Raw genomic sequence first — 20,034 nt, forward strand, 5'->3', positions numbered from 1 at the left:
GCCGATTGTGGCCCCTCCCATCCCTGCACGAGACACGATGACCACCACACTAAAAATCAACGGTCAGGTCCATGAGGTGGACCTTTCACCGGATACGCCCCTGCTGTGGACGCTGCGCGATTCGCTCGGCTTCACGGGTACGAAGTTCGGCTGCGGCATGGCGCTCTGCGGTGCCTGCACCGTCCACGTCGATGGCCAGCCCACGCGTTCGTGCGTGACGCCGATCTCGACGGTCGCCAGCAAGTCGGTCAATACCATCGAGTCCGTCGAAAACGATCGCGTCGGCAAGGCCGTCCAGGACGCCTGGGTCGAGCTTGGCGTGGCGCAGTGCGGCTACTGCCAGGCCGGTCAGATCATGACCGCGACCGCGTTTCTGAAGTCCAACCCCCGTCCCACCGATGCCCAGATCGTGTCCGCGATGAGCGGCAATATCTGCCGCTGTGGCACCTATACGCGCATCAACGCAGCCGTGAAGCGCGCCGCCGCCACGCTGAATGGGAGGACCGCATGAGCTCGGTGACCGAACACAACCCGGCCGCCGACGCGTCCGCCCTCCCTTCGCGTCCTTCCCGCCGGCGCTTTCTGCAAGGCGGCGCCGCGCTCACGCTGGCGGTGCAGATGGGCGGCGTCGTGACGCTGGCCCAGGCGGCCGAGCCCAAGAAGTATGGCGGTGACGCGATGCCGGGCGGCGTGGTCGACAATCCGCTCGTCTTCGTGTCGATCGCCACCGACGGCACCGTGACCATCGTCGCGCACCGCGTGGAAATGGGCACCGGCGTACGCACCAGCCTCCCGATGGTCGTGGCCGACGAAATGGAAGCCGACTGGACCCGCGTGAAGATCGTGCAGGCCGACGCCAACGAAGCACGCTACGGCAGCCAGAACGTCGACGGCTCCCGCAGCATGCGCCATTTCCTCACGCCGATGCGCCGCGTGGGCGCCTCCGCGCGGCAGATGCTCGAAGCCGCCGCGGCCGCCCAGTGGGGCGTGCCCGTCAGCGAGGTGCAGGCACGCAACCACGAGGTCCTGCACACGGCCAGCGGCCGACGCCTCGGTTTCGGCGAACTCGCGGAAGCCGCGGCAAAGCAGCCCGTGCCGGCCGCGAACACGCTCGTGCTCAAGAAGCCCGAAGCGTTCCGCTATATCGGCAAGGGCAAGATCCTGCCGACCGACAGCCGCGATATCGCGCGCGGCCGGGCCACGTACGGCATCGACGTCCGCCTGCCGGGCATGGTGTACGCCGTGATCGCGCGCCCGCCGGTCTACGGCGGCAAGGTGAAAAGCTACGATGCCACCGAGGCGCTGAAGGTCCCGGGCGTGCAGCGCGTGGTCGAGATCAAGCCCTATGACGGCCCGCCGCTGTTCAACCCGGTGGGCGGCATCGCCGTGGTCGCGTCCAATACGTGGGCCGCGATGCAGGGCCGCGCCGCGCTGAAGATCGACTGGGATAACGCGGGGACGACGAACGCGGCGTACGATTCCGTCGCGTTCCGCGGCGCGCTGCAGACCGCCTCGAAGCAACCGGGCAAGGCCATGCGCAACGACGGCGACGCACTGTCGACGTTGTCCGCCGCGCCGGCCGCGCGCAAGATCTCGGCCGAGTACTACATTCCCCACCTCGCGCACGCGTCGATGGAATCGCCGGTGGCCACCGCGCGCTTCGTCGATGGCAAGTGCGAGATCTGGGCGCCGTCGCAGGCCCCGCAGGGCGCGCTGGAAAGCGTGGCCAAGCATGTCGGGCTCGACCCGAAGGACGTCACGGTCCATCTGACGCTGCTCGGCGGCGGCTTTGGCCGCAAGTCCATGGCCGACTTCATCTCCGAGGCCGCGCTGGTTTCCAAGGCCCTCGGCGGCACGCCGGTCAAGCTCCAGTGGACGCGCGACGACGATATTCGCCACGACTACTACCACACGGTGTCCGTGGAACGGCTCGAGGCCTCGCTCGACAATGGCGGCAAGCCGACCGCATGGCTGCATCGCTCGGCCGCGCCGACCATCGCCTCCACCTTCAAGGTGGGTGCCGAAGGCAAGGCCGACTTCGAAGCCGCGATGACCGCGATCAATATCCCTTACGGGATTCCCGCCATCCGGCTCGAGTCGGCGGACGTGCCCGCGCACGTACGCATCGGCTGGTTCCGCTCGGTCTCGAATATTCCGCATGCATTCGCGGTGCAGAGCTTCGTCAGCGAACTCGCCCACAAGGCGGGCCGCGACCCGAAGGACTATCTGCTGGACCTGATCGGCCCGCCGCGCCGCATCGACCCGACCACGCTGTCGGACAAGTGGAACTACAACGAGTCCCCCGAGGTATATCCGCTCGACACCGGCCGCATGCGCCGCGTCGTCGAAGAAGCCGCGCGCCGCGCGAACTGGGGCCGCAAGCTGCCGAAGGGCCACGGCCTCGGCATTGCCATGGCATACAGCTTCGTCACGTACGTGGCCACGGTGGTGGAAGTGGCCGTCGATGCCAAGGGCGAGATCACGATCCCGCGTGTCGATATGGCGATCGACTGCGGGCCGCAGGTCAATCCCGAGCGTATCCGTTCGCAGGTCGAAGGCGGTTGCGTGATGGGCGTGGGCCTGGCCATGCTCGGCGAGATCACGTTCAAGGATGGCAGCGTGCAGCAGAGCAACTTCCACGACTTCGAGGTGCTGCGCTCGCATATGGCTCCGCGCGCGATCCATACGTGGCTGGTCGGCGGGGACTTCGACGTGCCCGCCGGCGGTGTCGGCGAGCCGCCGGTGCCGCCCGTCGCGCCCGCGCTGTGCAACGCAATCTTCGCGGCAACGGGCAAGCGTATCCGCTCGCTGCCGATCCGCGATCAGCTCACGCGCGCCTGACGTTCCGCGCTCCGCGATCGACGCCGCAGCTCGCGCTGCGGCGTTTTTTTTTGCCTTTTTTGCAAAGTTGCGTGTCGTTCGGCCCGGCAGATACAAAGCGACACAGCCCGTGCGGCAACGCTGTCCATAATCGCCTCAACCCTGTCATCCATGAGGCAAACCATGAAGCGAACCCTGATTCTCGCCAGCATGATCCTGTCGGCCTTCACCGGCGAGCTGCGCGCCACCGCTGCCTGCCGCTGGGTGCCCGCCAAACCGGCAACGGTGCAACCACGCCGCGCAACCGGCAAGGAGTCCCATCATGCGTAACGCCATCCGCGTCGCCCTCGCCGCCGGCGTGGCCGCCCTCTATATCGTTGGCGCGGGCGCCAGCATCGGCACGCCCACCGTCGGCGACCAGGGCAAGGCGCCCGAGTTCGCCGGCATCGACAAGTGGCTCAACTCGCCCCCGCTGAAGATGGAACAGCTGCGCGGCAAGGTCGTGCTCGTCGATTTCTGGACGTACTCGTGCATCAACTGCGTGAACACGCTGCCCTACGTCAAGCAGTGGTACGAGAAGTACAAGGACAAGGGCCTCGTGGTCGTCGGTGTGCACACGCCCGAGTTTCCGTTCGAGAAATCGACGTCGAACGTGGAGGCCGCGATCAAGCGTTTCGGCATCACGTACCCGGTGGCGCAGGACAACAACTATGCGACGTGGTCCGCGTACAGCAACCAGTACTGGCCCGCGACGTACCTGATCGACGCCGACGGCAAGATCGTCTACAAGCACTATGGCGAAGGCGCCTACGCCGAGACCGAGTCCGTCATCCAGAAGCTGCTTGCCGAGCGCAAGCCCTGAGGGTTGAGGGTTACTCCCCGAGCGCGCCACCGGGCCGCATGGTGGCGCTCTCGAGCAGCTTCTCGTGGATAAACGCGTGGAGCAGGATGGCCTCGCGTTCGCCGCAGCCGTCGAACGCCACGCCCACGCCGTGGAACGGCGCCTCGACGGTGCCGTCGCCATCGTCGCGCGTAAAGCCCGTAATCGAGAACTTCGACTTGATGCCAGCCGCGCGCAGCGTGAACTCCAGCCGGACCTCGCGGCCCGGTTCGGACAGCGCATCGCTGGCCGTGTTGATCGATGCCCCGCCCAGGCTCAGGTCCGTCAGCAAGACCGTCTGGGGCGGCATGCTGCCATCGACGACCGTCAGCTTGGCGACCACGCGCACGGGCACGCGCACGCTGCCGCGCATCTCGCGGGTCTCCACGTTCTGGATATCGGCCAGCATCCAATAGGGAAACGGCGTGCGGGACGATGCATGGACGCGCGCGGAGAAGCTCAGGATGCTGGTGCCGGTAAAGCCGCGGAACAGGACCGTTTCGCCCTCGACGACATCGACCGCCTTGCCGGTCAGGTTCGGCCACGCGATAAAGGCCGCGCCTTCGGCAAAGCCGATCAGCCGGCTGACGGCCGCGCGACTCGCATCGCCGGGCCGCTTGACGTGCAGCAGCGTGCCCACCGGCAGGCCGTAGCGGTCGTGCCAGGGCGATCCGGGCTCGTCCGCGCCGAGCGGCGCCATGTCGTCCGCCCAGAAGCAGCGGCCGGCCTGAAGCACCATCCGGCGTTCCTCGTCGGTCTGGAAGACGGTGCCCTCGTCCGCTACCGGAAACCCGAGCTCGTCGACCAGCGCCGATTTCAGGGGCCTGCCCAGTTCGATGTCGTCCGCCTGAACCTCTTTTCGCATAAAAGGAATCCAATTGCGCCGCGAGCGCCTCATCCATAACTCTAGCAAACTCGGGCGGCAGTTTGGGCGCGTTCGAGTGGGGTGCGGGTCACCGCGCGGACATGCCGTCGAGCACTTTGGATGCCGCCAGGTGCTGCGGAATCGACAAGCCCTGCCTCGCGTTCTCGGGCGCGATCTGCACGCCCTGCGCGCTGCCGCGCGCGGCCAGGTCGTTGCCCTTGCCATAGACATCGCGCGTCACGCTGCCCACCTCGGTATCGGACAGGTCGGCACCGGCCAGCAGCACGGCGGCCGTGGCAACGGTGGGCACCGGCTGGTCCTGCTCCGAGTAGGCGCCCTTGACGATCGTGTACGGGAAGTATCCGCGTTGCGTGGCCACGAGCGCGTCGATTCCGGCCTTGTTCAGCGGCAGCAGCCGGATCTGGTCGTCGGCGAGCATGTCGCGCACGCTGTCCGCCGGCACCCCGATGATCTGCACCACCGCGTCGACCTCGTTCGCGCGCAGCGCGACGAGCGCATCGCCGATGGCCAACTCTTTCGCCACGACGTCCGATAGCGCCAGACCATGCGCCTGCAGGACCCGCACCGCCGTGGTGCGCGAGGCCGAACCGGGCGTGCCGATCGCCACGCGCCTGCCGCGCAGGTCGGCCATCGACCTGACGGGCCCACGCGCGCTCACCAGCACGTGCACGGCCTCCGGATACAGGCTGCCGATCGCGCGCAGCGCGCTATAGGGTCCGCTCTCCGCGAATGCACCCTTGCCTTCGTAGGCATCGAGCGCGGCATCGCCCTGCGCGAGCGCGAGCGACACGCGGCCATCGCGCAGCAGGCGCAGGTTTTCCTCGCCCCCATGCGTGACGAGCGGGACCGCGCGCACCTTCGAGGTCGCGGCCATGGCCTGCGCCAGCCGCAGATACTGGCCGTGCTCGGCGCCCGCCGCGATCGCATAGCCCGCGTCGAGACGCGCGCGCCGCGCCTGGATCGTCGCGTAGGCCGCCTGCAGTTCCTGCTGGACCACGGCCTGTTCCGCCGGAGAGGCCGACTGCTGCGCGGCATCGACGACCTTGCGCATGGCGTCGAGGATCGCGGTGGGTCCCTGCGTGGCGTTGGTCGCATAGGCCGGTGCCTCGGCGGGCCGGTAGCCGCCCGCGGACACGGCGACCCAGTCGTTGCCTTCGCGGCGATACAGCGCGGTGCCGTGCGCGCGAATGATGTCGCCGGCCTTGTTGCCGCCCGAGGTAATGCCGCTGATGCCCTTGGGTCCGGCACCGAGCGCCGAGACCAGCCCGGCCACACCGGGCGCATCCCACGCGCCGAAATCGAAGTCCCGCTTGAGCCGCAGTTCGGTATCGAAATAGACGACGCGCCGCGTCTCGCCGGACGGCGCCTTGATGTCGGCCTGCGAGCCGCGGCGCGCGAAGTCCGCCACCTCGATCGTGCCGGCGGGCAGTGCCTGCGCAAGACGCGCATCCACGCCATTGCGCAACGCGGCCACATCGGGGCCGCCGCCACAGGCGGAGAGCCACAGCGCGGCGGTGGCGACGATCAGGCTGCGAAACGCGGGCGCGCCCATGATCAGCCCCCCATGAACGGCAACGCGAGCATCACCGTGAGCACGAACGCGTTCATCAGATCGACGAAAAACGCGCCGGCCAGTGGCGCGATCAGGTAGCTGCTCGGCGCCGGCCCGTGGCGCGCGGTAATCGCGGCCATATTGGCCATGGCGGTCGCCGTCGAGCCCATGTTGAAGCCAATGAATGCGGCCGACGTGACGGCGGCTTCGTAATCGCGCCCCATGAAGCGGAAGCACACGAAGATTACGTACAGCACGATGAATACCACCTGCATGGCGATGATCAGCAGGAACGGCCCCGCCGAGCGCGCCACGTCGACGACGTCGAGCGCCATCATCGTCATGACGAGGAACAGCGACAGGCACGTGCTGGAGATCAGGTCGGCCGCGCGGTCGTCCCACTTCACGCCGACGAACGGCAGCAGGTTCCGCAGCGCGATGCCGGCCATCATGCACCAGAGGAACGACGGTATCGTGATGGCGCCGCCCGAGAGCCGTTCCGCGAGCCAGCGGCTGGCCACCACGGCCGCGAGAATGCCGGCCAGCGAACCGATGACGGCCACGGTGGAGATGGGCGAGGCGGCCTCGCGCTCGCTGGCCACCGCGGCGTCGTCGGCCGCCGAGCGCAGGTTGTACTTGCCGATCAGGTACTGCGCCACGGGGCCCGCGATGATGCCGCCGACGATCAGGCCGATGGTCGCCACCGTCATCGACAGTTCCATCACCTGCTGCAGGTTGTTGATCTCGGCGAAGCGTTCGGCGTAGGCGGCGCCCGTGCCATGCCCGCCGACTAGCGTGATGGAGCCGCCGACGAGCCCGAAGATCGGATGGAGGTCGAGCGCCTTCGCCATCGACACGCCGACGAGGTTCTGCACGAGGATGTACGGGAACAGGATGATCAGGAAGATCACCAGCGCGCGGCCGCCGCGTCGCAGCATGCGCAGGTCCGCGGTCAGGCCGACGCCGCCGAAGAACATCAGCAGCAGTGTCGGCTTGATGCTCTGCTCCATCGTGACCTGGAACCCGCTCGTGGCATAGGCCAGCGAGGCGAGCACCGCGAACAGCAGTCCGCCCGTGATCGGGTCGGGGATGTTGTAGCGGGATAGCACACCGACGCGCCGATTGATCAGCGCGCCGATGAGCAGCATGACAAGCGCAGCCAGCAGACTGGCGACGGGTTCGAGTTTCATTCGGGAAATCTCCCTTGTTCTTCGCTCTCGAACGACTCCCTATTGATGACCATAGGGCGCACCCGCCGTCATTGCAACCCGACTTTTCCTGACTGCGTCAGCTATCTCCGGCTCAGGCGAGCATCGGCACGCCGCGGGACACGGGCAACTGGAACGATGCCACGGTGCCGCGCAGCACGTCGGCCTGCTCCTCGAGCGCCTGCGCGGCGGCCGCGGCCTCTTCCACGAGCGCGGCGTTCTGCTGCGTCACCTGGTCCATCTGGTTGACGGCGTGGCTCACCTGCTCGATACCGGCCGATTGCTCGACGGACGCCGCGCTGATCTCGCCCATGATGTCCGTCACGCGGCGCACCGCCTGCACGACCTCGCCCATCGTGGTGCCGGCCTGATCGACCTGCCGCGTCCCCGCTTCCACGCGGCTCACGGTGTCGTGGATCAGCGTGACGATCTCTTTCGCCGCCGTGGCCGAACGCTGCGCGAGCGCGCGCACTTCGCCCGCGACCACCGCGAAACCGCGGCCCTGCTCGCCGGCACGCGCGGCTTCCACCGCGGCATTGAGCGCGAGGATATTGGTCTGGAACGCGATGCCCTCGATGACGCTCGTGATGTCGCCGATCTTCTTCGATGCGGCATCGATCTCGCTCATCGTGTCCACGACGCGGCGTACGGCCTCGCCACCGCGCGCCGCCGTGTCGGACGCATCGACGGCAAGCTGGTTGGCCTGCTTCGCGTTGTCCGCGTTCTGGCGCACGATCGACGTCAGTTCTTCCATGCTCGACGCGGTCTGCTGCAGCGCGCTGGCCTGCTCCTCGGTGCGTTGCGACAGGTCCTGGTTGCCCGCCGAGATCTGCCCGGTGGCGCTGGCAATCGCCTCGCTGCCGCCGCGCATGGTCTGGATCGTCGTGATCAACCCCTGCTGCATCTGATGCAGGCCGCGCATCAGACGGCCCATTTCGCAGTGCGTGGTCGCCTGGATGGGTTGCGTCAGGTTGCCGCGCGCGATTTCGTCGAAGCTGTCGAGCATGCGCACGAGCGGGACCGAGATCGCGCGCTGCAGGCCGATGGCGCAGCCGAGCGCGGCCAGCACGCCCACGGCAATGGCGCCGATCACGAGCCACAGGAAATGCTGGGTCCGATCGGTGGCCTGCGCGTAGAGCGCCTCCGCCTGCTTGCGCTGTTCGCGCTCGAGGTCTTCCATCGCGGCGGAGAGCCCCGCATTGCGCGGCGGCAGCATGGCCATGATGATGTTGTCGGCCGTGGCGGTATCGCGCGCGCGCAGCGCCGCGAACAGCGGATCGAGCCCGTCCTTGAAATACGCGGCGCGAATGCCGTCGACCTTCTCCGCGAGCGCCTCTTCCTGCGGCGACATCGGCAGCGCGAGGTAGGCCTTCCACGCTTCGTCGGCCTTGGCGCGGTAAGCCTGCGCCTTGTCCACGGTCGCCATCGCGTCGGGGGCCTCCGGATGCAGCATCACGCGGTCGAGCGTGGTGCGCACCACGGTCAGGTTCAGCTGGGAGCGCGCGACATGCGCCATCGCGGCCATCTCCTTGCCGTAGATTTCCTTGATATCGCGGTCGGCGGATTGCATTCCCACCGCGCCGATGACGCCGACAGCCGCGAGCAGCACGGCAAGCAGGACCAGTGCCGCATTGAGACGCAGCCGGATGGACAACCTGTTGAACATGATGGGCACCTGTTACGTGGACTTGCCTACGTAACGGCGTAAAACGGCAGCACTTTAGACCCAACGTCTGTAATGTATGGTCTCCGAGGCGAAAACATGCGCCTCGGAGTACGATGGCATCCATTTTCAGACCGCCCCCCGGATCATGAAGCGCCAATTCGACGATCTCCAGCTCGGCAGCATCGAACTGTTCAACCTCGCCGCGGAGCTCAGCAGCTTCTCCGCGGCGGCCGTCGCCGCCGGCGTGACGCCCGCGGCGGTCAGCCGCAGCGTGTCGCGGCTCGAGGAGCGGCTCGGCGTCCGGCTGTTCGTGCGGACCACGCGCCAGATCCGGCTGACCGAGGAAGGCCGCGCCTACTACGAGCAGGCGCGCGTCGCGCTGGCCCAGCTCGTCGATGCCGAGCGCATGGTCAGCGGCCAGCACGCCGCGCCGTCGGGCCGGCTGCGCATCAGCCTGCCGACGCCGTACGCGCACTACCGCGTGCTGCCGGCGCTGCCGGAATTCCGCAAGCGCTATCCCGACGTCGAGATGGACGTCCATATCAGCAACCGGAACGTGGACTTTGCCGACGACACGTTCGACCTGTCGGTCCGCGGCCGCGCGCCCGACGACTCGACGCTGATCGCGCGCAAGCTCGAGGATGCGGAGATGGTCGTGGTGGGCACCCCCGCCTATCTGAAGCACGCCGCGCCGCTCGAGACGCTCGACGATCTGCACGCCCACGAATGCATCGGCTTCGACATGCCCAGCAGCGGCCGGCGCCTGCCGTGGATCTTCCAGGTGGAGGGAGAAACCGTCGAGATCGCCACCACGGGCACCTATCGGACCGCCGAGGACGCGCTGGGCGGTGCCACGCTCGCGCGCGCCGGTGCCGGCCTGTTCCAGACCTACCGGTTCGTGGTCGAGCAGGACCTGCGCGACGGCACGCTGGTCGAGGTGCTCAAGGACTTCGGCGGCAGTTCGCGGCCGTTCGTGCTGCTCTATCCCCATGCGCGCCATCTGTCGAGCCGCGTGCGTGCGCTGGTCGATTTCCTCGTCGAGAAATTCTCGGACTGAACATCAGTTGATACATCGTGGAACAGGTTTCGGCCCGGTTCCGCCTTGACTTGTTCATCTCAATATACGAACATGATTTCGACATCGATCTGTTTTTAGGATCATCCGAACATCATGGATCTGGCCGAACTCGAGATATTCCGCACCGTCGCGCAGGAGCAGAGCGTGACGCGGGCCGCCGCGGCGCTCGACCGCGCGCAGTCCAACGTGACCACGCGCGTCAAGCAACTCGAGGAGTCGCTCGGCGTGTCGCTGTTCCGCCGCGACAGCAAGCGCATGGTGCTCACGCCCGAGGGCCAGCGGTTTCTCGGGTACGCCAACCGCCTGCTCGCGCTGGCCGAGGAGGCGCGGCAGTCGATGCAGCAGGCCGTGCCCACGGGGCGCCTGCGTGTCGGCTCGATGGAAGCGGCGGCCGCCAGCCGGCTCACGCATCCGCTCGCCCGGTTTCATCAGCAGTGGCCCGATGTCGAGCTCGAGCTCCAGACCGGCACGACGCAGTTCCTGACCGATGCCGTGGCGGGCCATCGGCTCGACTGCGCGCTCGTCGCGCATGCCGCGCCCGATACACGTTCCGACCTGCCGCCTGACTTCGGTCCCGGCATCGCGGGCAGCTATCTGTTCACCGAAGACCTCGTCCTCGTGGCACCGGCCAGTCACAAGCGCGTGCGCCGCCCGTCGGACCTCGCGCTCCGGACGCTGGCCGCCTTCGCGCGCGGCTGCACGTACCGGCAATGCGCGCTCGACTGGCTGGCCAGCGAAGGCGAAGGCGCGCCCGACATCAAGGTGCTCGAGATGTCCTCCTATCACGCGATGCTGGCCAGCGTCAGCGCCGGCGCCGCAGTAGCGATCGTACCGAAGTCGCTACTCGATCAACATCGGTATACGCTCGACGTACAGACCATCAGCCTGCGCAAGGTACCGACGTACCTGATTCGCCGCGAGGGCTACGACACGGTTGCGTACACGGCATTCCTCGAGGAGTTGCAACGTGTCTAGCCTCCACTCCACTGCCGCGCGCGCGGCACCGGCCGCCGCATCCCAGCTGGGCGCCACCATCGCGGCCATGCTCGCGTTGTCGGTCGCCATGGGCTTCGGGCGCTTTGCGTTCACGGGCATGTATCCGCTGATGGTGCGCGACCATCTGCTCTCCGTCGATGGGGGGTCGTGGGCGGCTTCCGGCAACTATGCGGGCTATCTGATCGGCGCGCTGCTGGCTTCGCGCCTGCCCACCGCGCGCGCTGCCGCGATCACGCGCGCGGCCCTCGTCGGGACCGTGCTCGCGCTGCTGGCGCTGGCCCTGCCCGTACCCGCAGGCGTGGTCATTGCGATCCGTTTCGTGGCGGGGGTGCTCAGCGCGTTCGGCCTCGTTGCCGCGGCGGTCTGGCTGTTTTCGCATGTCGGCAATCATCGCGGCGCGCCGCTGCTGTTCGCGGGCGTCGGGGTCGGTATCCTCGTTTCGGCAGAGATCATCGCGGGCGGCAACCTCGCGGGGTGGTCGAGCCCTGCCGTGTGGATTGCGCTGTCGGTCGCGGCCGCGGCATTCGTGCTGGTCGCGTGGCCCGCACTGGGCCGCGAGTATCGCAATACCGCGGATGCCGCCGCCCACGGCGCGCTGCCCGGGCTCGTCGGTCCCTGGCCGCTGATCGCCGCTTATGGGCTGGCCGGGTATGGCTATATCGTGACCGCGACCTATCTGCCGCTGTTTATCCACGATGCGCTCGGTCATGTGGATCCGATCCACGTCTGGGCGGCGTTCGGCCTTGGCGCGGCACCGTCGTGCTTCGTCTGGCATGCCGCGCACGAGCGCTTTGGCACGCGCCGTGCGCTGTCGGTCAACCTCATCCTGCAGGCGATCGGCGTATTGCTGCCCGTGCTCGTGCCGTCGGCCGCGGGCTATCTCGGCAGCGCGGTGCTGGTCGGCGCGACATTCGTCGGCACCACGACCATCGCGTTGTCCGCGGCGCGGCATGTCGCGCATCGCGTGAACTTCAATATCGTCGCGGTCCTGACCGCCGCCTACGGCATTGGCCAGATCGCCGGGCCACTGGCTTCCAGCGCGCTGATGGGCCATTCGCACAGCTTCACGCTGCCGCTGGTCAGTGCCGCTGGCGCGCTGGTGACCGCCACCGTGTTCTGCTTTCTCTGAGAGTTCATCATGACTAGTTCCCTGCTCGATCGTCTCGGCATCACGCTGCCCATCATCCAGGCGCCCATGGCGGGCGTCAGTACGCCGGCCATGGCGGCGGCGGTTTCCAATGCGGGCGGCCTCGGCTCGCTGGGCGTGGGCGCGACCAATGCGGCCGGCGCGCGCAAGGTCATTCGCGAGACGCGCGCGCTCACGGACAAGCCGTTCAATATCAATCTGTTCTGCCACCCGCCGGCGGTCGCGGACGCGGCGGTCGAGCGCGCATGGCTGGACTACCTGGCGCCCGAATTCGCCAAGTGGGGCGCGGAGCCGCCGACGCGGCTGGCCGAGATCTACAAGAGTTTTGTCGCGGACGAGGAAATGCTCGAGATGCTGCTCGAGGAGAAGCCTGCCGTGGTGAGCCTGCATTTCGGGCTGCCGCGCCGCGAATGGCTCGACCGCTTGCGCGCGGCGGGCATCTATCTGATGGCGAGCGCGACCAACCTTGCGGAAGCGCGACTGATCGAGGCGGCGGGCGTCGATGCGATCGTGGCGCAGGGGGTCGAGGCCGGTGGCCATCGCGGGATGTTCGACCTGAACGCGGTCGATGAAGGTCTCGGCACGATGGCGCTCGTGCGTGTGCTCGTGAAGAACACGAAGCTGCCGGTCGTGGCCGCGGGCGGGATCATGGACGGCGCCGGCATCGCGGCGGCGCTGGCGCTTGGCGCGCAGGCCGCGCAACTGGGTACGGCATTCGTGACGACCACCGAGTCGGCCGCGGATGCGGCGTATCGCAATGCGCTGCTATCGGGTGCGCCGTTCCGCACGGCGCTCACGCGCTCGATCTCCGGGCGCGCGGCGCGTGGCATCCATAACCGCCTGATGGCGCTGGGCGAGGCGCCCGGGCATCCGCGCGTGCCCGATTATCCGATTACCTATGACGCGGGCAAGTCGCTGCATGCGGCGGCCAAGGCGAAGGGGTCGGCCGACTATGCGGCGCAGTGGTCGGGCCAGGCGGGCTCGCTTGCACGGGCGATGTCGTCGGCCGAACTCGTTGCCACGCTGGCGAAGGAGTTGAACGAGACCGTCGCCGCCCTGCGCGGGTGATCTCCCGCACCGCTCAGCTACCGTGCATCACGGGCAGCACGTCCCGTGCAAGCTCCTCCATGACCTCCCGCGGCGGGCGTGGCGAGTCGGTGAGGTTGAAGGCGACATGGTGCGTGCCCGCGTCGCGCATTGCCTCCAGCAGGTCCACCAGCGCGCGGGCGCCCGTGCGGTAGCCAAGATGGATCGGCACCGGCGGTTCGTCACGCCGGTCGCAGAGTTCGAGCCGCGTCGCCACGCCAAACGCGCGAAACCGCCCGCCCGACCAGCGCTCGGCCGCATTGCGCCACATGCGATACCGATCGCGCTGCGCATCGGGGTCGCGGTGATACGTCATCCAGCCAATGGCATGCCGCGCGATCCAGTCCACGCTCTGCCCCCCCGAGCCGACCGCCATCATCGGCACCGGCCCCGGCAGCCGCGGCAACAGATAGAACTCGGGCGCGTCGTCCGCGCGCACATCGGGCACCACGCGCGACGGATGATCGAGCGCCGCCGCCACGGTTTCCCAGTGCGAACGGAACAGATCGCGCCGCGCCTCCGTGTCCTGTCCGAACGCCGCATACTCGGGCGGCCGGTCGCCCGACCCGAGCCCGAGGATAAAGCGGCCGCCCGACAGGTCGCTCACCGAGATCGCCCCCTTGGCAATATGCAGCGGATGCCGCAGCGTCAGCACCACGGCACCGCTGACCAGCGCAATGCGCCGCGTGCGCGCGGCCAGCGCGCCCAGCAGCACCCACGGATCGAGATGGCCGACCGGATCCGGATACGCATCGCTGTTCAGCGGCACGTCGCGGACCCACAGCGCACGGAAACCCAGCGCGTCCGCGTGTTCGGCCAGCGCCAGCTGCTGCCCGAAATCCGCGACGATCTCGCCCTTTCCCAGCAGCGGCAACACGAGCCCGACCGACAATCGGTCCGGCTCGAAGACACGTGCCTCGATGGGTACCGCATCGCGTTCGGCGTTCGACGACATGGCGCTTTCTCCTGACGGTGACTCATGGAAGCCTATACCACGAGATTGGCGCCGAGGTATTCCCATTCCGCGTTGCTGGCCGCATCGACGGGCGGCTCCGACAAGGCTCCCGGCACATCGGCCTTCAGCCGGAAGTACTCGATGGAGCCGGCCGTGGGATGCACGCGCACGAAGACCTCGCCCTTCTTCGCTTCACGCGTGTCGGCCTGCCACGCGCGAATCCGCGCGGTGGCCTCCGCGGCGGTCGGGAGTTCGCTCCCCAGATGCTCCCAGTACGCGTTGTCCCGCCCGCCGTTGGGGAAGTAGCCATACCGTCCCTGCTTGTCGAGCCCAATCAGCCGGAAGAACTCGACCCTGCGTGTGTATGGGTTCTCGTACACGTAGATGTCGCCCACCGTCCCCTGCCGGTCGTTGTCGCCCCAGCGCCCGGTACCGAGCACCTGCCGCGCGAGTTGCAACGCTTCCGCCCGCATGCCGTAACGCTGCAGCGTCGCATAGAGCCACGGCCAGTATTCGCTCTGGCGCGCGTGCAGCTGCGCGCCCAGCACCGTCCCCACGAGCCACTCGCGCTGCTCGCCATCCACCGCGAACAGGCCGCCGCCGCGATCGTGGTGACGTAGCGGCGAGGCAATGCCCGCCGCCGCATCGCTCGCCCGCCCCGCGGTCAGCAGGACCATCTCGTCGAGCTCGCGGTCTCCGCGCTGATGGGAGACGGCATCGCCCGAGCGCCGCTTCCGGTTCGGGTAGAACGCGCGCATGACCAGCGAGCCGAACAGTTGCTGCGGGCTGCTGCCATCGATGCGCTGCGGCTCGGCCAGCCGGTAGCCGGCCACCGACCGGTAAATCAGCGGGCGCCCCACGGCCGTGCTGTCGCCCGCGCGGGCATCGCGCAACAGATAGGCTGTCGCGCGGCGAGGCATCCTGAGGCCTTGATACGGCGCCCTTGCCGCCCTCGGCGCCCGCATCGCCGCCGCGCTGCCATACGCGACAAGCCGTGTGCCGTCGCTCATGTCGGCCGCGCCATCGACGAGCGCTATCCGCTCCTGCGCATAGCTTGGCACGGCGGCCATCCCTTTGACCGCCTTTCCCGCGAGCGGCTTGTCCAGCAGCATCACGGCAATGTCGCCGATCGGGCCGATGCGTCCCTGGTATCGCACGAGCCGGCCGCGCGCCGCGCCGCCATCGGTCAGGGCATAGGTGCGGCCGCGCGTCTGCCGGCCCGCGCAACTGCCTGCCGTGAGCATGACGCGCGGCGCGACAAGCGTGCCGGCGCAGTGCGGATGGTCCAGCGACCAGTGCACCATCTGCGCCGCCAGCCCCTGCCCTTGCGCGGGCCCTTGCCCCGCGCCGGGCGCGAGGCCCACATCGAGGGCCTGCGCGAATGCCGTGGTCGATGCGGCGAGGCCTGCCACGGCCATCAGCCATGCCAGGGAGGCGGGAATGGCAGGAAAGGGAATGCTGGGAAAGGCGATGCTGGGAAAGGGAATGCTGGGGAGGGAAACAGGGGAAAAAACAGAAGCGGAACGGATTCGAGGAACTACCATCGCAATATTCTCCCGGTTGGTTGAAGAAGTCGTTACCGTGGGGAATTGCGCTGTTCTCGTTCTGCCTGCGGAGCACAGTCTGGCACCTCGACGTTCGCGCGCGGATGACGCCGATCAAATCGGGCCGGTTACGCGCGCCCGACTTTCGTGGGGTATGCAGCTTATGCATGCAAATTCTGCGACGTGCAATGCGAGTGGTGCCGTGCATCCGTCAAACGGTCCGGTTACCGGGCCACGCTACAATACGGGCCCCTCATATCGATTCCCATACGCGATGCCGCTGTCGAATCCGGAGAGCTGGCGCGGCAAGGCGCTGCTCGGGGGCTACCACGATCAGCCAGAAAAGGAGCAGGCGGCGCTGCGAATCGCGCTCGGCGCGGTTGCGCTCGTGCTCTATATCGGCTACACGCTGATGCACCCGACTGCCGCCAATATCGCCACCGTCGCGATGGTCGCGCTCTACGTCCTGTTCGGCGTGCTCAGCTATATCGTGCTGCTGCTCCAGCCGCGGCGTTCCAAATGGCGGCTGGCGGTCACCACCTGCGTCGATCAGGGCATGGTCATCGCCGCACTGCTGATCGGCGGGCGCTCGGCGCTGCCGCTGCTGTTCGTGGTGTTCTGGTTCCTCGTCGGCGCCGGCTGCCGCTATGGCAAGGGTCCGCTGGCCCTCTCCTGCGCGGTCACGGTCTTCGGCATGTCCGCGCTGATGGGCGTGGAGCCGTGGTGGGTCGCCAACCGCCCCGCCGGCATCGGCCTCGTGCTCGGCGTGGCCGCGACCTCGCTCTATCTTTATGTGCTCGTGGACCGGCTCGAACGGCGCGCGGCAACCGATGCGCTGACGGGCCTGCAGAATCGCACCAGCCTCGACCGCGCGATCGAACGCGCGCAGGCCACGCTCAGGATGCAGGGCGGCCATGCGGCGCTGCTGCTGATCGACCTCGACGGCTTCAAGGAGGTCAACGACTCGTTCGGCCACGCGGTCGGCGACGAACTGCTGCTGCAATTCGCGCGCATGCTCGCGCGGGGCGCGCCGCGCGGCGACACCATCGCGCGCCTCGGCGGCGACGAGTTCGTCGTGCTCTCGACGACCGCGCAGACCCGCGGCCAGGCACGCGCGCTGGCCGGCACGATCCACGCCAGCCTCGACGGGATGCGGCAGGTGAGCGGCAATGCGGTGACGATCTCGGCGAGCATCGGTATCTGCATGCTCGACGGCGCCAACACGCGGGACGACAACGACGTCCGCAGCGTGATGAAGCAGGCCGATCGCGCGATGTACCTGGCCAAGGAACTCGGCAAGAAGCGCACGGCGTTCGCGGACGAGCTCGCCCAGAACGACGCGAATATGAACCAGCCCCCGCGCGCGCGCTCCGCCGTGCTCCGGCATCGCGGCTGACATGCCACGGGACGTCGCACCCGACGCCTTCGATGCCTCGCACGCCCTGTGCGCCGGGCCCGAAGGCGATATTCGCGAAGAGCGCGACCGCCTGCGCCGCGCGCTGGCCAACCAGTGCCAGCGCATTCGCCAGACGCTGCAGGCCATCGGCGAAGGCGTGATCGTCATCGATGCCGATGGCCGCATCGAATACCTCAATCCGATCGCCGAGCAGTTGACCGACTGGACGCTCGAGGACGCGCGCGGCCGCCCGAGCGAGGTCGTCTGCCGCCTCGTGGACGAACACAGCCGGCTCAGCCTGCGCCATGCGGTACGTGGCGCGCTGGCCGCGGGCACCGGCCGCAGTCCGCTGGGCCGCGCGATCCTGCAGAGCCGCCATTGCCTCGAGCACCGCGTGGAGGCGGCCGCGGCCGCCATCCAGGATATCGACGGCACGCGGGTCGGCGGCGTCCTGACCCTCCGCGACGTCTCCGAGCAATACCGGCTGGGCCGCGAGATGGAATATCGCGCCACGCACGACACGCTGACGGGCATCATCAACCGCGACGAGTTCGACCGGCGGCTCAATGCCACGCTCGCGGAGGCCCGCGCCTCGCACCTCCAGCATGCGCTGATGTTCATCGACCTCGACCAGTTCAAGCTGGTCAACGATGCCGTGGGCCATGCGGCCGGCGACGAACTGCTACGGCAGATCGTGCGCGTGATCAAGCGCTCGGTGCGCGCCACCGACGTGATCGCGCGCCTCGGGGGCGACGAATTCGGCGTGGTGTTCAGCCAGTGCTCGATCGAATCCGCGCAGGCCATCGCCAACAAGATCTGCCGCGATATCGACCAGTTCCGCTTCCAGTTCGCGGGCCAGCGCTTCCATGTCGGCGCCAGCGCCGGACTCGTGCCCGTCGACGAGCGCTGGACCACCTCGGCCGCCCTGCTGCAGGCGGCCGACAGCGCCTGCTACGCGGCCAAGGCCGAGGGGCGCAACCGCGTCCATACCTACCTGCCGGCCGACGAGGTCATCGAGGCGCACCGCGAGGAGATGCAGTGGGCGCGCCGGCTCGAGGCCGCGCTCGACCGCAACCAGTTCGTGCTGTACTGGCAGCGCGTCATGCCGCTGCAGATCGACAACTGCCTCGTCCATGCGGAGCTGCTGCTGCGCATGGTCGATGACAACGGCAACCTCGTGAATCCGGGCGCGTTCCTCGGCGTGGCCGAGCGCTTCCATCTGGCCACGCGGATCGACCGCTGGGTCGTGCGCACGGTATTTGCGTGGATGCATGCCCATCGCGCGCAACTCGAGCACGTCGGCACGGTAGCCATCAATCTCTCGGGGCTGTCGATCGGCGACCGCGACTTTCACCGCTTCGTCAACGCGCTGCTGGAAACGACGGCATTCGACCATCACAAGATCTGCTTCGAGATCACGGAAACCGCGGCGATCCTGAACCTGCCCGAGGCGTCGTCGTTCATCGAAGGCATGCGCGTGCACGGCGTGCGCTTCGCGCTCGACGACTTCGGCGCGGGCGCGGCGTCGTTCGGTTATCTGCGCAACCTCGATGTGGACTATCTGAAGATCGACGGCCAGTTCATCCGCGGCCTGTCGAGCGATCGCGTCAATCAGGCGACCGTCCGCTGCATCCGGGACGTCGCCAATATCACGGGACAGTTCACGGTGGCGGAATTCGTGGAGACCGAAGCCGTCGAATCGCTGCTGCGCGAGATCGGCATCGACTATGCACAGGGCTACCTGCGGCACCGCCCCGCGCCGCTGGCCGAGATCTTCTCGGTCAAGGCCTGACCGCGCCCAGCAGCCACGCGCGGAACAGCGCGAACGGCGCATACGCTTCCCGGTTGTTCGATACCACGAGGTAGTAGCCGTTGCCGCTCAGGTCCCCCTGTGCCGCGGGCATGGTGATCAGCGTCCCCGCCCGCAGTTCGTCCTCGACGAGCACCTTCGGCACGAGCCCGATGCCCATGCCCGCGGAGACCGCCTGGATCAGGTGCGAGGTCACGTCGAACTGGGGACCCAGCTTGAGCGCGTCGCCCGTGTAGCCATGCTTGGCGAACCAGTCCCGCCATGCCGTGGGTCGCGTCACGACCTGCAATAACGGATACCGCAGCAGGTCGTCCACGGTCCGGATCGGCTCCTGCCGCGCCACGCGCGGACCGATCACGGGCACCATTTCCTCGTCCACCAGATGATGGGCGCGCACGCCGGGCCATTTGCCGTCCCCGACGACGATCGCCGCATCCATGCCCGATTCCTCGAGGTCGAGGTAGGTGCGCGAGTGCACGTGCACGAGGACTTCGGGATGGCGCGCGTTGAATTCGGGGAGCCGGGGCATCAGCCACTTGCTGCCGAACGTGGGCAGCACGGCCAGATGCAGGGTCCCGCCGCCGGCCTGGAACGCGATGGCCTGGAGCGTGGCGCTGCGAATCCGTTCGAGTGGCCCCGCAAGCTCCCGCCGGTACATGCGGCCGACGTCGGTCAGCACCACGCGCCGGCCGATCCGCTGGAACAGCGGCACGCCAAGCAGGTCTTCAAGCGCCTGTACCTGGCGGCTGACCGCGCTCTGGGTCAGGGACAGCTGCTGCGCCGCCCGCGTGAAGCTCTCGGTGCGGGCCGAGGCCTCGAACGCCAGCAGCGAGGACATGGAGGGGGTGAGCCGTCGTGGATTCATTTCCGTGCGTTCATTCCAAAAACTCATCAACAGGCCAACAATTTGTCGCTTGTTGCGGGTCCTGCCCGACTCGCAAAATGCTTGCACAGTATAAGGCGCGCCTGTCGAGGTGCCCGGTAACGACCGAGACAATCCGATCTACCCC

At 68.0% G+C, this 20,034-nt stretch carries 17 protein-coding genes; 10 read left to right on the forward strand and 7 right to left on the reverse strand.

Annotation, left to right across the window (positions count from 1 at the left end):
• The first annotated feature begins 37 nt into the window (after window positions 1–37).
• The 4 genes from AAHB16_RS04350 (at window position 38) to AAHB16_RS04365 (ending at window position 3,682) form a co-directional block, all read left to right on the forward strand.
• Window positions 38–511, forward strand: a complete 474-nt coding sequence (locus AAHB16_RS04350) for a (2Fe-2S)-binding protein (RefSeq protein ID WP_150374549.1) — start codon at window positions 38–40, stop codon at window positions 509–511.
• Window positions 508–2,841: a xanthine dehydrogenase family protein molybdopterin-binding subunit gene (locus AAHB16_RS04355; protein WP_342050196.1), complete on the forward strand. Its 2,334-nt coding sequence runs from the start codon at window positions 508–510 to the stop codon at window positions 2,839–2,841. The genes AAHB16_RS04350 and AAHB16_RS04355 overlap by 4 nt, the downstream gene beginning before the upstream one ends.
• Window positions 2,842–3,003: 162 nt before the next feature.
• Window positions 3,004–3,150: a hypothetical protein gene (locus tag AAHB16_RS04360; protein ID WP_191002361.1), complete on the forward strand. Its 147-nt coding sequence runs from the start codon at window positions 3,004–3,006 to the stop codon at window positions 3,148–3,150.
• Window positions 3,143–3,682, forward strand: a complete 540-nt coding sequence (locus AAHB16_RS04365) for a thioredoxin family protein (protein ID WP_342050197.1) — start codon at window positions 3,143–3,145, stop codon at window positions 3,680–3,682. Before AAHB16_RS04360 ends, AAHB16_RS04365 begins: the two co-directional genes overlap by 8 nt.
• 10 nt (window positions 3,683–3,692) lie before the next feature.
• Here the strand turns inward: AAHB16_RS04365 and AAHB16_RS04370 are convergent, their stop codons facing one another.
• The 4 genes from AAHB16_RS04370 to AAHB16_RS04385 form a co-directional block, all read right to left on the reverse strand.
• On the reverse strand, window positions 3,693–4,565 hold the full coding sequence (locus AAHB16_RS04370; protein WP_150374552.1) for a flagellar brake protein: 873 nt from the start codon (window positions 4,563–4,565) through the stop codon (window positions 3,693–3,695).
• An 88-nt stretch (window positions 4,566–4,653) separates the two neighbouring features.
• Window positions 4,654–6,138, reverse strand: coding sequence for a TAXI family TRAP transporter solute-binding subunit (locus AAHB16_RS04375; RefSeq protein WP_342050198.1), 1,485 nt, complete (start codon window positions 6,136–6,138; stop codon window positions 4,654–4,656).
• Window positions 6,139–6,140: 2 nt separating this feature from the next.
• Complete coding sequence (gene gltS, locus AAHB16_RS04380; RefSeq protein WP_342050199.1) at window positions 6,141–7,328, reverse strand: sodium/glutamate symporter; 1,188 nt, start codon at window positions 7,326–7,328, stop codon at window positions 6,141–6,143.
• 112 nt (window positions 7,329–7,440) lie between these two features.
• On the reverse strand, window positions 7,441–9,012 hold the full coding sequence (locus AAHB16_RS04385) for a methyl-accepting chemotaxis protein (RefSeq protein ID WP_342050200.1): 1,572 nt from the start codon (window positions 9,010–9,012) through the stop codon (window positions 7,441–7,443).
• Between the two features lie 145 nt (window positions 9,013–9,157).
• On the opposite strand from AAHB16_RS04385, the gene AAHB16_RS04390 reads away from it, so the two are divergent.
• The 4 genes from AAHB16_RS04390 to AAHB16_RS04405 all read left to right on the forward strand — a co-directional run bounded on the left by AAHB16_RS04390 (window position 9,158) and on the right by AAHB16_RS04405 (window position 13,301).
• A complete protein-coding gene (locus AAHB16_RS04390) occupies window positions 9,158–10,069 on the forward strand; it encodes a LysR family transcriptional regulator (protein ID WP_150374556.1) in 912 nt (303 codons plus the stop codon).
• Window positions 10,070–10,183: 114 nt separating this feature from the next.
• The gene (locus AAHB16_RS04395; RefSeq protein WP_150374557.1) at window positions 10,184–11,065 is read left to right on the forward strand and encodes a LysR family transcriptional regulator; all 882 of its coding nucleotides are present in this window, start codon (window positions 10,184–10,186) and stop codon (window positions 11,063–11,065) included.
• Window positions 11,058–12,215 carry a YbfB/YjiJ family MFS transporter gene (locus AAHB16_RS04400; protein WP_223851722.1) on the forward strand — a complete coding sequence of 386 codons (1,158 nt, stop codon included), beginning with the start codon at window positions 11,058–11,060 and terminating at the stop codon, window positions 12,213–12,215. Before AAHB16_RS04395 ends, AAHB16_RS04400 begins: the two co-directional genes overlap by 8 nt.
• A gap of 9 nt (window positions 12,216–12,224) precedes the next feature.
• A complete protein-coding gene (locus tag AAHB16_RS04405) occupies window positions 12,225–13,301 on the forward strand; it encodes an NAD(P)H-dependent flavin oxidoreductase (protein WP_342050201.1) in 1,077 nt (358 codons plus the stop codon).
• Window positions 13,302–13,314: 13 nt separating this feature from the next.
• Here AAHB16_RS04405 and AAHB16_RS04410 read toward each other — a convergent pair whose 3' ends face one another.
• On the reverse strand, window positions 13,315–14,274 hold the full coding sequence (locus AAHB16_RS04410; protein WP_342050202.1) for an LLM class oxidoreductase: 960 nt from the start codon (window positions 14,272–14,274) through the stop codon (window positions 13,315–13,317).
• 32 nt (window positions 14,275–14,306) lie between these two features.
• Window positions 14,307–15,692 carry a hypothetical protein gene (locus tag AAHB16_RS04415; RefSeq protein WP_342050203.1) on the reverse strand — a complete coding sequence of 462 codons (1,386 nt, stop codon included), beginning with the start codon at window positions 15,690–15,692 and terminating at the stop codon, window positions 14,307–14,309.
• Window positions 15,693–16,092: 400 nt separating this feature from the next.
• Between AAHB16_RS04415 and AAHB16_RS04420 the strand changes: the two genes are divergently transcribed.
• The gene (locus AAHB16_RS04420) at window positions 16,093–17,214 is read left to right on the forward strand and encodes a GGDEF domain-containing protein (protein WP_150374561.1); all 1,122 of its coding nucleotides are present in this window, start codon (window positions 16,093–16,095) and stop codon (window positions 17,212–17,214) included.
• A gap of 1 nt (window position 17,215) precedes the next feature.
• Window positions 17,216–19,006, forward strand: coding sequence for an EAL domain-containing protein (locus AAHB16_RS04425; protein ID WP_150374562.1), 1,791 nt, complete (start codon window positions 17,216–17,218; stop codon window positions 19,004–19,006).
• On the opposite strand, the gene AAHB16_RS04430 is transcribed toward AAHB16_RS04425, so the two are convergent.
• Window positions 18,996–19,889: a LysR substrate-binding domain-containing protein gene (locus tag AAHB16_RS04430; RefSeq protein WP_150374563.1), complete on the reverse strand. Its 894-nt coding sequence runs from the start codon at window positions 19,887–19,889 to the stop codon at window positions 18,996–18,998. The two genes, AAHB16_RS04425 and AAHB16_RS04430, sit on opposite strands and share 11 nt — an antisense overlap.
• Between the last annotated feature and the right edge of the window lie 145 nt (window positions 19,890–20,034).

Origin of the sequence: Cupriavidus sp. OTU4054, assembly GCF_038440175.1 — a bacterium.
Classification (GTDB): Bacteria; Pseudomonadota; Gammaproteobacteria; order Burkholderiales; family Burkholderiaceae; genus Cupriavidus; species Cupriavidus pauculus_D.

Excerpts from the sequence above, each read along its gene's own strand:
- AAHB16_RS04385 (WP_342050200.1), bottom strand. The coding sequence starts at position 9,012 with ATGTTCAACAGGTTGTCCATCCGGCTGCGTCTCAATGCGGCACTGGTC.
- AAHB16_RS04355 (WP_342050196.1), top strand. The coding sequence starts at position 508 with ATGAGCTCGGTGACCGAACACAACCCGGCCGCCGACGCGTCCGCCCTC.
- AAHB16_RS04350 (WP_150374549.1), top strand. The coding sequence starts at position 38 with ATGACCACCACACTAAAAATCAACGGTCAGGTCCATGAGGTGGACCTT.
- AAHB16_RS04405 (WP_342050201.1), top strand. The coding sequence starts at position 12,225 with ATGACTAGTTCCCTGCTCGATCGTCTCGGCATCACGCTGCCCATCATC.
- AAHB16_RS04395 (WP_150374557.1), top strand. The coding sequence starts at position 10,184 with ATGGATCTGGCCGAACTCGAGATATTCCGCACCGTCGCGCAGGAGCAG.
- AAHB16_RS04375 (WP_342050198.1), bottom strand. The coding sequence starts at position 6,138 with ATGGGCGCGCCCGCGTTTCGCAGCCTGATCGTCGCCACCGCCGCGCTG.
- gltS (WP_342050199.1), bottom strand. The coding sequence starts at position 7,328 with ATGAAACTCGAACCCGTCGCCAGTCTGCTGGCTGCGCTTGTCATGCTG.
- AAHB16_RS04410 (WP_342050202.1), bottom strand. The coding sequence starts at position 14,274 with ATGTCGTCGAACGCCGAACGCGATGCGGTACCCATCGAGGCACGTGTC.
- AAHB16_RS04390 (WP_150374556.1), top strand. The coding sequence starts at position 9,158 with ATGAAGCGCCAATTCGACGATCTCCAGCTCGGCAGCATCGAACTGTTC.
- AAHB16_RS04370 (WP_150374552.1), bottom strand. The coding sequence starts at position 4,565 with ATGCGAAAAGAGGTTCAGGCGGACGACATCGAACTGGGCAGGCCCCTG.
- AAHB16_RS04425 (WP_150374562.1), top strand. The coding sequence starts at position 17,216 with ATGCCACGGGACGTCGCACCCGACGCCTTCGATGCCTCGCACGCCCTG.
- AAHB16_RS04420 (WP_150374561.1), top strand. The coding sequence starts at position 16,093 with ATGCCGCTGTCGAATCCGGAGAGCTGGCGCGGCAAGGCGCTGCTCGGG.
- AAHB16_RS04415 (WP_342050203.1), bottom strand. The coding sequence starts at position 15,692 with ATGGCCGTGGCAGGCCTCGCCGCATCGACCACGGCATTCGCGCAGGCC.
- AAHB16_RS04365 (WP_342050197.1), top strand. The coding sequence starts at position 3,143 with ATGCGTAACGCCATCCGCGTCGCCCTCGCCGCCGGCGTGGCCGCCCTC.
- AAHB16_RS04430 (WP_150374563.1), bottom strand. The coding sequence starts at position 19,889 with ATGAATCCACGACGGCTCACCCCCTCCATGTCCTCGCTGCTGGCGTTC.
- AAHB16_RS04360 (WP_191002361.1), top strand. The coding sequence starts at position 3,004 with ATGAAGCGAACCCTGATTCTCGCCAGCATGATCCTGTCGGCCTTCACC.